The following is an 11,591-nucleotide window of genomic DNA, read 5'->3' as shown; positions in this document are numbered from 1 at the left end:
GCGGGAGCCCGGCTCAGCCGATCTGCGACGTCCGCGTGTACAGGTGCAGCACGGGGACCGACAGCTCCTCACGGGCACGGGACGCCCAGTCGCGGCGGAACGTGTCGTCGAGCGGGTGCTTGTCGGTGACGACGATGATCTCGCGGATGTCCTGCGCGTCGAGCGCAGCGCGCAGAGCGGGGAGCGGGTCGTCGGACACGACCTCTCCGGAGGCCTCGCAGCCACGCGCCCGGAACTCAGCGATGCTCCGCACGAGGCGCTCCGACGCCTCTGCGCGCGCGAGGCCCGGGCTCGGCTGGTCACGGGTCGCGTCTTCCCACGCCTGTCGGAACTGCCCGGCGGCGACGTGGTTGAGGATGTCGCCGAGCAGGCTCCGGTCGGTGTCGGCCGGGACGAGCACGCGGTAGTCGAGGTCGTCGCCGGGGTACAACCCGGTGATGTGCTGGACGTCGACGTCAGCAAGGGTGTCTTCGGTCAGGACAAGGATGGTGTCGGTCACCCGGCCACACTATCGGCCAGCGGCTCTCCGGGCTCGCGACGCAGCGCCCATCGTGCGAGAAGCACTCCGTGCGAGTGCAGGAGCACATCCAGCCGGCCCGTGCTCGTCAGCTCGGCGTCGGTCACCACGGTGCGCGTGGCAGGCCCGCCCACGACGAGCGGGCTCGTCGTCTGGCAGAGCTCGTCGACGGCGCCCGCCGCAAGGAGGGTCCCGAGGAGCCGTGGACCCCCCTCGCAGAGCACACGCGTGAGCCCGAACCCGGCGAGTGCGGCCACTCCCGCCACGACGTCGACGTCCTCCTCACCGAGCACGAGCACCCGCTCGGTGGGCAGATGCCCCGGGAGGGACCGGGCACCGCGGCGGGACGTGAGGACGAACGGTGCCCGGTCGTCCGTGGCCCGGGCCAGAGCGTCCGGGAGCACGCCCGAGCGGGTGACGACGGCCACCTGGAGGTCCATCGGCAGCCCGCGGGCCGCCCTCGCCGGCGCGAGGTCGCCGTCGACCGACAGGGGGGTGTACCGCTCGGCGCGCGCTGTGCCCGCACCGACGAGGACGACGTCCGACAGCGCGCGCAGGACCCGGAACACCCGATGGTCAGCGGCCCCGTTGATCGACCCCGAGCGTCCGTCAGCCCCCCAGGCCGCACCATCGATCGAGGTGACCATGTTCGCGCGGACCACGGCCACGCCGTCGCGCACCCGGTCCGGGTAGGCGTACAACGAGCACAGCGCCGGGTCGCCCGTCGTGTACGGGAGGACCGCGCCCGGGTCCACCGGTGCGCCGGGCACGTCGTCGGTGCGACCGGGGGTGCTGCGTCCGGACCCGCCGGGCCGGGAGCGCCCGACCAGCACGTCGAGGTCCGGGAAGCGCGCGGAGCTCACGCGCCCGGGTCGTCGAGCGCCCGCACCTGCCGTTGCACACGGCCCAGGAGCGACGCCATACCCGCCAGCCGCAGCGGGCTGACGAGCGTGGCGAGACCGAGGCGCGCCGGCAGGTCGGTGGGAATCGCGAGCACCGCCGCGGCGTCGAGCCCGTCGAGTCCTTCGGTGAGCACCCCGGCGAACCCCCGCGTCGTCGGGGCTTCGCGTGGAGCCCGGACGTGGAGGGTGACCGTGCGGACACCTGGCGCCCGCTCGACGGCGACGTACACGGGGGACTGGCACTCCTCCACGCGCTCCATGAGCTCGGGGTGCACGAGGTACCGGTCGGGGACCTCGCGGACGCTGTCCCCGAGCTCGACGAGCATCTCGAGCCGTTGCGCGGGAGGCAGCGCCCCGAACTCCGCGACGAGCTCGGCGAGGGCGGACGGGAGGGCGCCGTCGGACGCGGGGGGAGTGGTGATCGACACAGCCCCAGCCTAGGCGCTGGCCGGTACGCTCGGCAGTTGTGACCTCCTCGCCTGTGCATCTCACGACGGTCCGCCCCGACGTCTCCGCAGGGCGGCTGCTCGAGGACCTCGTCCCACCCCGGCACTTCGTCGACGCATCGTTCGACTCCTACCGCGCCGACCCCACGTACCCGAGCCAGGCCGCCACGGTCGAGCGGCTCCGCGCGGTCGCCGAGCAGCTCACGGGTGCGCGCGGAGGATGGTTGCGGCGGCTGCGCGGACCGGCCCAGCCGCCGGCCGTGTACCTCGACGGTGGGTTCGGCGTCGGCAAGACGCACCTGCTCACCTCGCTCGCGCGCGCCGTCGGTACGGGGGACAGCGCGTACGGCACCTTCGTGGAGTACACGAACCTCGTCGGCGCGCTCGGTTTCGGCGCCACGGTGGACGCTCTCGCCGAGAAGCGTCTCGTGTGCATCGACGAGTTCGAGCTCGACGACCCGGGGGACACCGTCCTCATGTCCCGTCTGCTCCGCGAGCTCGCCGACCGCGGCGTCGCCCTTGCTGCGACGTCGAACACGCTCCCGGACTCGCTCGGCGAGGGACGGTTCGCCGCCGAGGACTTCCTCCGGGAGATCCAGGCGCTCGCGGCACGCTTCGAGGTCATGCGCGTCGACGGCGAGGACTACCGCCACCGTTCGGTCGGTGGGGCGGTGCCGACCTTCGACGACGACGCGGTGCTCGCCAGCACCGCGGGACGCGCGGGTGCGGCGGTCGACGACTTCGACGCGTTGCTCGCGCACCTCGCGCGCGTGCACCCCAGCCGGTACGGCGCCCTGCTCGACGGCGTGACGCTCCTCGGCCTCACCGGCGTCCACCCTGTGGAGGACCAGTCGGCGGCGCTGCGGCTCGTCGTCCTCGTCGACCGGCTCTACGACCGCGACGTCCCGGTGGTGCTCTCAGGGGCGGGCACGGATCTCTTCACGGAGGAGATGCTCGGCGGGGGGTACCGCAAGAAGTACTACCGCGCGCTGTCCCGGCTCGGCTCGCTCGCCCAGGACGGCCGCGAGCTCGTGGAGCAGCCCGCCTGACCAGCCTGCACGAGGTCGACGCACGAGCGGTGACTGTGGGCGGCCGACGGTGCCGCACGTGGCCGGACCGCTCGTCGGGTGTCCTGCGGCAGGCTCAGGTCGCGGCGAGGCGCGCCTGCTCGTGCTCGACGTCGAACTGTGCGCGGGGCCAGCCGAGCCCGAGGCCGAGGAATGCATCGAGCAGCAGGTGCGAGACGGCGAGCCGCGCGTACCACTTGCGGTCCGCGGGCACGACGTGCCAGGGGGCCGCGTCGGTGCTCGTGCGGTCGAGGACCGCCTGGTACGCCTCCTGGTACTGCGGCCACTCGAGGCGCCCGTCGACGTCGGCCGGGTCGTACTTCCAGTGCTTGTCCGGCTGCTCGAGGCGCGCTGCCAGACGCTTCTTCTGCTCCTCGGGGGACACGAACATCGCCACCTTGACGATCGTCGTGCCGGATGCGGAGAGCTCGGCCTCGAACGCGTTGATCTCGTCGTACCTGCTCGCCCACACCGGCGGAGGCACGAGGCCACGGACACGCGCGACGAGGACGTCCTCGTAGTGCGACCGGTCGAAGACGCCGAGGTGACCAGGTGAGGGCAGCGCGCGGCGGACCCGCCAGAGGAAGTGGTGGGACAGCTCCTTCGCGGTGGGTGCAGCGAAGGACTGGTGCTGGACGCCCTGGGGGTCGACCATGCCGACGACGTGCCGGACGATGCCGCCCTTGCCCGCGGTGTCCATCCCCTGCAGGACGAGGAGGACGGACCGGTGGCCACCGGTCCGGCCCTCGGCGAAGAGGCGCTCCTGCTGCTCCGAGAGCTGCTCGCCGTACAGGGGCAGCAGCTCCGTGCCAGCAGCCTTTCCGCCCGTGAAGCCCGGTGTGCTGCGTGCATCGAGGTCGGCCAGCCGGAACCCGGGCTGTGCGCGGAGCGCGTCGGACAGACCGGCGAGCGGCGGCGCCGACGACCTGGTCACGGACGACTCACGAGGACGGCGACGCTACGGCCCGGCAGCGAGACGCGCGTCCCCCCGCCGGCTGCCCCAGAGCCGGGGTCGGCAGGAGCGAGGGTGATGTCGCCCCAGCTGGTGAGCAGGTCCACGGTCGTGCCTGGGTCGTACGTCACGGGACCCTCACCGACGTTCATCGCGATGCGTACGGACCCGCGCCGCAGCACGACGAGCGGAGAGCCCTCGGTGATCTCGAGGTCGCACGTCTCGAGATCACCGGAGGCGATGTCCGGCTCTGTCCGACGCAGGGCGATGAGTGCCCGGTACCAGTCGAGAAGGTCCGCGTGCCGTGCCTCGCCGAGCTCGTCCCATCGCAGGACGCTCGCCTCGCGGGTCTGTGGGTCCTGGGGGTCCGGGACGGTGAAGCCCTCCCCGTACATCTCTGCCCACCCGTGCCCGGCGAACTCCTTCGTGCGGCCCTCGGTGACGGCACGACCCAGCTCCTCGTCGGGGAAGTCCGTGAAGAAGCGCCAGTCCGTCGACGCGCCCCACTCCTCTCCCATGAAGATCATCGGCGTGAAGGGGGAGGTGAGGATGAGCGCGGCGGCGATCGCGAGGCCGCCCGCGTCGAGCTGGTCCGAGGGGCGGTCGCCCCGGGCGCGGTTGCCCACCTGGTCGTGGTCGGACGCGAAGACGACGAACCGGTGCGCATCGATGTCACGCGGCACCGGAGCGCCCCACTCCTTGCCGCGGAAGCTCGACCACGTGCCGTCATGGACGAACACACCGGTGAATGCCTTGCGCAGCACCTCCGCCGGACCGAAGTCGGAGTAGTACCCGTGCCGCTCCCCGGTGAGGAACGTGTGCACGGCGTGGTGGACGTCGTCCGCCCACTGCGCCGTCATGCCACGCCCGCCCCCGGTGACGGGTGCCACGGTGCGGGGGTCGTTCTCGTCGGACTCCGCGATGAGCCCGAGCGGCCGTCCGACCTCGGCGGAGAGCTGGGCGACCGCGTCGGAGAGCTCGGCGAGGATGTGCGGCGTCGAGTCGTCGATGAGTGCGTGCACGGCGTCGAGACGCAACGCGTCGATGTGGAAGTCCCGCAACCAGCGCAGCGCGTTGTCGATGATCCATCGTCGGACCTCGGTGCTGCCCTCGGCATCGAGGTTGATCCCGGCGCCCCACGGGGTCTCGTGAGCTCCGCTGAAGTACGGGCCGAACTCACCCGTGTAGTTCCCGCTCGGGCCCAGGTGGTTGTACACGACGTCGAGCGCGACGCCGAGCCCGTGCGCGTGCGCGGCATCGACGAACCGCTGGAGTGCCGCCGGCCCTCCGTACGGCTCGTGGACGGCGTACAGGTGCACGCCGTCGTACCCCCATCCCCAGCGTCCGTCGAACGCGGCGACGGGCATGACCTCCACGACGTCGACCCCGAGGCCCTTGAGGTGCCCGAGGCGCTCGATCGCGGCGTCGAGCGTCCCCTCGGCCGTGAAGGTCCCGACGTGGAGCTCATAGATCACGGCGCCCCGGACGTCGGTGCCCGCCCACGACTCGTCGGACCACGGGAACCCCGCAAGGTCGACGACCTGGCTCGGCCCGTGCACGCCGTCCGGCTGACGAGGGCTGCGGGGGTCCGGGAGCGGCGGGCCGTCGTCGATGGAGAACCCGTACCGGGTCCCGGGTGCGAGGAGCGCCTCGTCTCCGGGGGGTGCGGTCCACCAGCCCCCGTCACCTTCGCGCACCAGCGCGACCCGGTGCGCGGGCGGGTCCTCCGTGGATCCGAATCCGACCACCCCGGGCACGGGTAGGACGAGGTCGACCGACCTGGCGTCCGGTGCCCAGACGCGTGCCGCCCAGCTCGTCGTGGCGGTGGCGGTCGCAGCGGGGGGAGGGGTCGGGGCACTCAGTGGGGCGGTGGTGTTCATGCGTCGGCCTCCGGGACGAGCAGTGCGACAGGGTGGTCCTCGAGCAGCGGGGCGATCCGTTGGTGCCCGCCGGCGTAGCAGCGGTCGGTGAGGACGTCGACCCACCGGCCCTCGGGCAGCGTGATCGTGTGATCTCCCCACCCGCCCAACCGGTCGAGCGCTTCTGCACCGCGGGTGACGATCGTGACGATGCGAGCCGCGTCGCCCTCGGTGCGGGCGAACGCGAGCGCGCTCCCCGAGGACGCGGCCAGGGGGCGGTACCCGGCCTCGGGGCCGACGAACGCCGCCGGGTACGTCCGTCGCGTGCGCAGCGCGCGCGACGTGACGAGGAGCTTCTCCTCGCTGAGATCCTTCGGATGCGCTCCGGAGTCCAGGCGATCCAGCACGCCGTGCAAGGCGTCAGCGTCCACCGGGCGGCGGTTGTCGGGGTCGACGAGGGTCGGGGTGAAGATCTCCGTCCCCTGGTAGACGTCCGCGACCCCGGGCATCGTCAGCTGGACGAGCTTGATGCCGAGGCTCGCCGCACGCACCGCGGCGGACGTGCGCGCCGCCCAGCCGGCGAGCAGCTCGAGGACGACGGGGTCCGTGAGCACGCGCGTCGCCAGATCCATGACGGCGCTCTCGTAGGCCTCGTCAGGTGCTGTCCATGTGGTGAGGGACTTGGCCTCGCGAACGGCCTTGGTGAGGTAGGCGGTGAGACGGTCCGCGCTGATGGGCCCGTCGTCGGACCACGTCCCGACGAGGGTCTGCCAGATGAGGTACTCCGTGCGGCCGTCCAGGAGCGTGGAGCGGTAGGCCGCCGTGTGCGAGCGGAGGGCGTCCACGAGAGCGGCCCACTCGTCTGCGACCTCCGAGATCACGCCCAGGCGAGCGCGGGTGTCCTCGTTGCGCTTGGTGTCGTGGGTGGAGCCCGTGGTGAGCCCGAGCGGTGTCTGGACGCGGAGACGCTCCGCGAACGCGTGGAACGCGTCGGCGCTGAACGCGAAGTGCCCCGGCTCACCACCTACCTCGGTGAGAGACGTCAGCTGCATCCACCGGTAGAAGGCGGTGTCCTCGACACCCTTGGCCATGACGGCCCCGCAGACCTGCTGGAAGCGGATGACGAGCTCGTCACGGCGCGGCTCGCGGAGCCGGCCGGCGCTGCCGACCTCGCGGGAGAGCAGGAGCTCGACGAGCATGTCGAGCGTCTCGCGCCGCTCCGCCCCGATCCGGCGGCGGGCGACCTCCGCAGCGTCGTTCATGGCCTGGACCGACTCGCGACGGGTGTCCCTGCCGGGCGCGACGTAGGCGCGGTAGCGGTCGAAGGCGACGAGCAGCTCGACGAGGCACTCGTTGATCGCCCGCCAGGTGTGGTCTCGCAGGCGGGGGTCGTCCCGGCACACGGCCGCCGCGAGATCGGTGAGGCGGTACACCTCGGCGTACAGCGGTCCGGCGACGATCTCGCGCTTCGACTCGTCGACGAGGGCGGGAAGGCCGTCGCCGATGTCCCCGGTGACACGGTGCATGACGCTCGCGAGGCGAGCCTCGCCCGTCGGCTCGACGAACGTGGACTGCAGACGCCACAAACCCTCGTACCCCGTGGTACCCACGGTTGCCCAGTCACGCGGCACCTCCTCCTCGCCAGCGAGGATCTTCTCGACGGCCACCCACGCACCGCCCGACTTCTCCGCCAGGCGCGCGAGGTATCCGCTCGGGTCCGCGAGACCGTCGGGGTGGTCGATGCGCAGGCCGTCGATCACGCCCGTCTCGAGCAGCTCGAGGATGAGCGCGTGCGTCTCGTCGAACACCTCGTCGTCCTCGACGCGGATCGCCGCGAGGGTCCCGACGTCGAAGAAGCGTCGGTAGTTGAGCTCCTCGTCGCCGACCCGCCAGTGCGCGAGACGGTAGTGCTGGCGGTCGACGAGCTCAGCGAGGGGGAGCGACTGCGTCCCCTCGCGCACGGGGAAGACGTGGTCGTAGTACCGCAGCACGGTCTGCGTGCCGATGCCGGGGATCTCCGTCTCCTCGAGGGTCAGCTCGCCTGACGCGAGGACATCCCCGATGCGGGAGCCGAGGACGGGCATGAGCAGTGCGCCGTCGCCCGCGGACCAGTCGACGTCGAACCACTTCGCGAACCGTGACTCGGGGCCCTTCGTGAGCACGGACCACAGCGCACGGTTGTGCCACGCGGGTGACGGGACGGCCATGTGGTTGGGCACGATGTCGAGGATCATGCCGAGCCCGGCCGCGTGGGCGCGCTCAGCCAGGCGCTCGAGCCCGTCACGCCCCCCGAGGACGTCGCTCACCCGGTCGTGGTCGACGACGTCGTACCCGTGGGTCGAGCCCGGCGCGGCGGCGAGGATCGGGGACAGGTACAGGTGTGTGACCCCGAGGGACCGGTAGTAGGCGACGCGGTCGGCGACGTCGTCGAACGTGAGGTCGGCGCCCAGCTGGAGGCGGTAGGTCGAGGTCGGGGTGACGCGTCCCGGGGCGGGATGGCGTCGGGGGGACACGCGCTCGAGGGGGGAGGTGGTGTCAGGCTCGGTGGACTCGCGGGACATGCGTGCTCCTCAGTTGATGACGTACTTCGGCCCCACCCGAGCAGTGGGGTGAGTCAGGGCCCGGACGTGGAGGTTCCGCGTCCGGGCCCTGTGCCGTGCAGGTGCGTCAGCCCTCCAGCGGCGGACGCGTGAGGACGACGACGCTCCGTGCGGCGACACAGAGCGTGGCGCCTGCCTCGACGATCCCGGCGCCCGGGACCGGGAGCTCGACAGGCGTGGTCGTCTGCACGAGTGGCGCCGAGTCGCCGACCTCCTCCACCGCGGTGTCGAAGGCCACGACCCACTCCTTGCCGAACTCCGCGTCCGGGAGGGTGAACTCGAGCTCCTCGTGGTGGGCGTTGAACAGGATGAGGAAGCTGTCGTCGACGATGCGCTGCCCCCGGACGTCGGGTTCCGGGATGGCCTCGCCGTTGAGGAACACAGCGACGGAGCGCGCATGACCCTCGTTCCACGCCTCGTCCTGCATGGGCTCGCCCGCGACGTTGAGCCACGCGATGTCTCCGAGCGCGTCGTCCGACCAGTCCTGGTCGCCGGAGAAGAAGCGCCGCCGGCGCAGCACCGGGTGTCGCAGGCGCAGGTGGACGAGCTGCTGGGAGAACTTCAGCAGGTCCTGCTTCTCCCGGTCGAGGTCCCAGTTCATCCAGGAGAGCTCGTTGTCCTGGCAGTACACGTTGTTGTTGCCGTGCTGGGTGCGGCCGATCTCGTCACCGTGGGCGATCATCGGCACACCCTGCGACAGCAGGAGCGTCGCGAGGATGTTCCGCTGCTGCCGACGCCGGAGGGCGTTGATCTCCGGGTCGTCCGTGGGGCCCTCAGCCCCACAGTTCCACGAGCTGTTGTGGCTCTCGCCGTCGTTGCCCCCCTCGCCGTTCGCGTCGTTGTGCTTCTCGTTGTACGACACGAGGTCGGCGAGCGTGAAGCCGTCGTGGGCGATGACGAAGTTGATCGACGAGATCGGCTTGCGACCGGTGTGCTCGTAGAGGTCCGAGGACCCGGTGATCCGGCTAGCGAACTCGGCGAGGGTGGCTGGTTCGCCGCGCCAGAAGTCGCGGACCGTGTCGCGGTACTTGCCGTTCCACTCCGACCACATGGACGGGAAGCCGCCCACCTGGTAGCCGCCGTCCCCGAGGTCCCAGGGCTCGGCGATGAGCTTCACCTGGCTGACGATCGGGTCCTGGTGGACGAGGTCGAAGAACGCGGACAACCGGTCGACCTCGTGGAACTGCCGCGCGAGGGTCGAGGCGAGGTCGAAGCGGAAACCGTCGACGTGCATCTCGGTGACCCAGTACCGCAGGGAGTCCATGATGAGCTGGAGCACGTGCGGGTGCCGCATGAGCAGCGAGTTCCCCGTGCCGGTGGTGTCGAAGTAGTGCTCCGGTTCCTCGTCGACGAGCCGGTAGTACGCCGAGTTGTCGATGCCGCGGAAGCTCAGGGTCGGACCGAGGTGGTTGCCCTCTGCCGTGTGGTTGTAGACGACGTCGAGGATGACCTCGATGTTGGCCTCGTGGAGGGCCTTGACCATCGTCTTGAACTCCTGGACCTGCTGGCCCGCGGAACCCGACGACGAGTAGGCGTTGTGGGGCGCGAAGAACCCGATGGTGTTGTAGCCCCAGTAGTTCGACAACCCCTTCTCCACGAGGGTGGAGTCGTTGACGAACTGGTGGACCGGCATGAGCTCGACGGCGGTCACCCCGAGCTCCACCAGGTGCTGGATGATCGCCGGGTGCGCCATCCCGGCGTAGGTCCCGCGGAGCTCCTCCGGGATGTCCGGGTGCTGCTGGCTCATCCCGCGCACGTGCGCCTCGTAGATGACGCTCTCGTGGTACTCGTGGTTCGGCGGCCGGTCGTGGCCCCAGTCGAAGAACGGGTTGACGACGACGGACTTCATCGTGTGCGCCGCGGAGTCGTCGTCGTTGCGGCTGTCCGGGTCACCGAAGGTGTAGGAGAAGAGGCTCTGATCGCCGTCGACGCTGCCGTCGATGGCCTTCGCGTACGGGTCGAGGAGGAGCTTCGAGGGATTGCACCGGTGACCGTTGGCGGGGTCGTACGGTCCGTGCACGCGGTAGCCGTAGTGCTGTCCCGGCTGGACCGCCGGGAGGTAGGCGTGCCAGACGAACGAGTCGACCTCGGTGAGCTCTACACGGGTCTCGGAACCGTCGCTCTCGAACAGGCAGAGCTCGATGCGCTCCGCCGCTTCGGAGAAGATCGCAAAGTTGGTGCCGCTCCCGTCGAACGTCGCGCCGAGTGGATAGGGATGTCCAGGCCAGATCTGCATGCCAAAAGAGTGCACCAGGAACGGTGCCCCGTCATGCCGGGCAGCGCGTGAGTGCCCTCCCAGCGACGTGATGCGCGGCACAGAGGGCTCAAACCGCTCTAACCCCTCCCCGACGAGGATGTGACGTCTGGCACATACCGGTACGTGGACGGTTCGCGGCCCCGAGGACGGTGCGCGTCCGACCGCGGGTGCGTCGCCGCTCGCGCCCGTCGCGGGTCTTTGGTGTGATGGAGCCATGAGCATCGATGCATCGACTCCCGAGGACCCCGCCGCGACGAGCAAGAGCCGGCGGAACCTCCAGACCCAGCACGACGGTCGCTACGACGACGCCGAGCCGGAGGGCACCGGCGACGTCCTCGGGGGCGGCGACGCCAGCCGAGCGCCTCGCAACCTGCGCGAGGTCGGGTGGCGCGGCAACGGCGACGCCATCCTCGCGGGCGACGACTGGGACAACCCTGACGAGATCTGACCGATGGCACCGCACGTCCCGTTGATGATGACGCCCCTCTGACGCGGCACCAGGTCCTGCGTCCGTGGAGGCACGCCGCCGCAGGCGGGCCGGCTCGACCACGTGTTAACTGGTCGTACGACGCGTCCCCAGGGTGCTGCGGGCGAGGTCCGACCACTGTGACCAGGAGGAGAGACGATGACGCAGATTCCGGTGAACGACCCCGGGCCCATCGCGCACGTCACCGAGGGCATGCGTGTGGTGGATGCCGACGGCCAGGAGATCGGTGAGGTCTCCGACGTGAGCATCGGTGACCCGGAGGCGGTGACCGCCGAGGGCCAGGAGCTCCACGAGCCGGTCGGCTTCATCCCGCTGGCGATGGAGGCGCTGCAGGGTCGTGACATCCAACGCCCCCACGACGACCGTCTGGAGCGCCTCGGATGGGTGCGGGTGAAGATGTCCGGGCTCTTCGCAGGGTCGCGGACCGCCGCCGGCGACGAGGTCGCGGGCGTCGAGGGTGACGTCGTCCGGTTGTCCGTCCGGGCCGACGAGCTCCGTCACTGA

General features: G+C 71.1%; 10 protein-coding genes. 3 read left to right on the top strand and 7 right to left on the bottom strand.

Translation table 11 applies throughout. From position 1 onward, the window contains the following. Nucleotides 1-13 precede the first annotated feature (13 nt). From AC2AXK_RS06900 to AC2AXK_RS06890, 3 genes are read right to left on the bottom strand one after another with little or no spacing between them, the layout of a single operon-like run. Complete coding sequence (locus AC2AXK_RS06900) at nucleotides 14-499, bottom strand: hypothetical protein (RefSeq protein ID WP_484344615.1); 486 nt, start codon at nucleotides 497-499, stop codon at nucleotides 14-16. Further along, complete coding sequence (locus AC2AXK_RS06895; RefSeq protein WP_484344614.1) at nucleotides 496-1,380, bottom strand: dihydrofolate reductase family protein; 885 nt, start codon at nucleotides 1,378-1,380, stop codon at nucleotides 496-498. Before AC2AXK_RS06895 ends, AC2AXK_RS06900 begins: the two co-directional genes overlap by 4 nt. Beyond that, on the bottom strand, nucleotides 1,377-1,847 hold the full coding sequence (locus tag AC2AXK_RS06890; protein ID WP_484344613.1) for a SufE family protein: 471 nt from the start codon (nucleotides 1,845-1,847) through the stop codon (nucleotides 1,377-1,379). The genes AC2AXK_RS06895 and AC2AXK_RS06890 overlap by 4 nt, the downstream gene beginning before the upstream one ends. 38 nt (nucleotides 1,848-1,885) lie before the next feature. On the opposite strand from AC2AXK_RS06890, the gene zapE reads away from it, so the two are divergent. Then, nucleotides 1,886-2,914: a cell division protein ZapE gene (zapE, locus tag AC2AXK_RS06885; protein WP_484344612.1), complete on the top strand. Its 1,029-nt coding sequence runs from the start codon at nucleotides 1,886-1,888 to the stop codon at nucleotides 2,912-2,914. Nucleotides 2,915-3,008: 94 nt separating this feature from the next. Here the strand turns inward: zapE and AC2AXK_RS06880 are convergent, their stop codons facing one another. From AC2AXK_RS06880 to glgX, 4 genes are all read right to left on the bottom strand, one after another. After that, a complete protein-coding gene (locus AC2AXK_RS06880; RefSeq protein WP_484344611.1) occupies nucleotides 3,009-3,866 on the bottom strand; it encodes a polyphosphate kinase 2 family protein in 858 nt (285 codons plus the stop codon). Beyond that, the gene (treZ, locus tag AC2AXK_RS06875; protein ID WP_484344610.1) at nucleotides 3,863-5,764 is read right to left on the bottom strand and encodes a malto-oligosyltrehalose trehalohydrolase; all 1,902 of its coding nucleotides are present in this window, start codon (nucleotides 5,762-5,764) and stop codon (nucleotides 3,863-3,865) included. Before treZ ends, AC2AXK_RS06880 begins: the two co-directional genes overlap by 4 nt. Next, a complete protein-coding gene (gene treY, locus AC2AXK_RS06870) occupies nucleotides 5,761-8,304 on the bottom strand; it encodes a malto-oligosyltrehalose synthase (RefSeq protein ID WP_484344609.1) in 2,544 nt (847 codons plus the stop codon). The genes treZ and treY overlap by 4 nt, the downstream gene beginning before the upstream one ends. A gap of 106 nt (nucleotides 8,305-8,410) precedes the next feature. Beyond that, nucleotides 8,411-10,579 carry a glycogen debranching protein GlgX gene (glgX, locus tag AC2AXK_RS06865; RefSeq protein ID WP_484344608.1) on the bottom strand — a complete coding sequence of 723 codons (2,169 nt, stop codon included), beginning with the start codon at nucleotides 10,577-10,579 and terminating at the stop codon, nucleotides 8,411-8,413. Nucleotides 10,580-10,814: 235 nt separating this feature from the next. On the opposite strand from glgX, the gene AC2AXK_RS06860 reads away from it, so the two are divergent. Together AC2AXK_RS06860 and AC2AXK_RS06855 are read left to right on the top strand one after the other, a co-directional pair. Further along, nucleotides 10,815-11,048, top strand: coding sequence for a hypothetical protein (locus AC2AXK_RS06860; RefSeq protein WP_484344607.1), 234 nt, complete (start codon nucleotides 10,815-10,817; stop codon nucleotides 11,046-11,048). A 177-nt stretch (nucleotides 11,049-11,225) separates the two neighbouring features. Then, nucleotides 11,226-11,591: a hypothetical protein gene (locus AC2AXK_RS06855; RefSeq protein ID WP_484344606.1), complete on the top strand. Its 366-nt coding sequence runs from the start codon at nucleotides 11,226-11,228 to the stop codon at nucleotides 11,589-11,591.

This window comes from Sanguibacter sp. Z6_81 (assembly GCF_057180625.1).
This window is presented reverse-complemented; position numbering and strand designations above follow the sequence as displayed.

What these genes read in the sequence shown, in the direction of transcription:
- AC2AXK_RS06860 (WP_484344607.1), top strand. Translation starts at nt 10,815, where the DNA reads ATGAGCATCGATGCATCGACTCCCGAGGACCCCGCCGCGACGAGCAAG.
- treY (WP_484344609.1), bottom strand. Translation starts at nt 8,304, where the DNA reads ATGTCCCGCGAGTCCACCGAGCCTGACACCACCTCCCCCCTCGAGCGC.
- AC2AXK_RS06855 (WP_484344606.1), top strand. Translation starts at nt 11,226, where the DNA reads ATGACGCAGATTCCGGTGAACGACCCCGGGCCCATCGCGCACGTCACC.
- glgX (WP_484344608.1), bottom strand. Translation starts at nt 10,579, where the DNA reads ATGCAGATCTGGCCTGGACATCCCTATCCACTCGGCGCGACGTTCGAC.
- treZ (WP_484344610.1), bottom strand. Translation starts at nt 5,764, where the DNA reads ATGAACACCACCGCCCCACTGAGTGCCCCGACCCCTCCCCCCGCTGCG.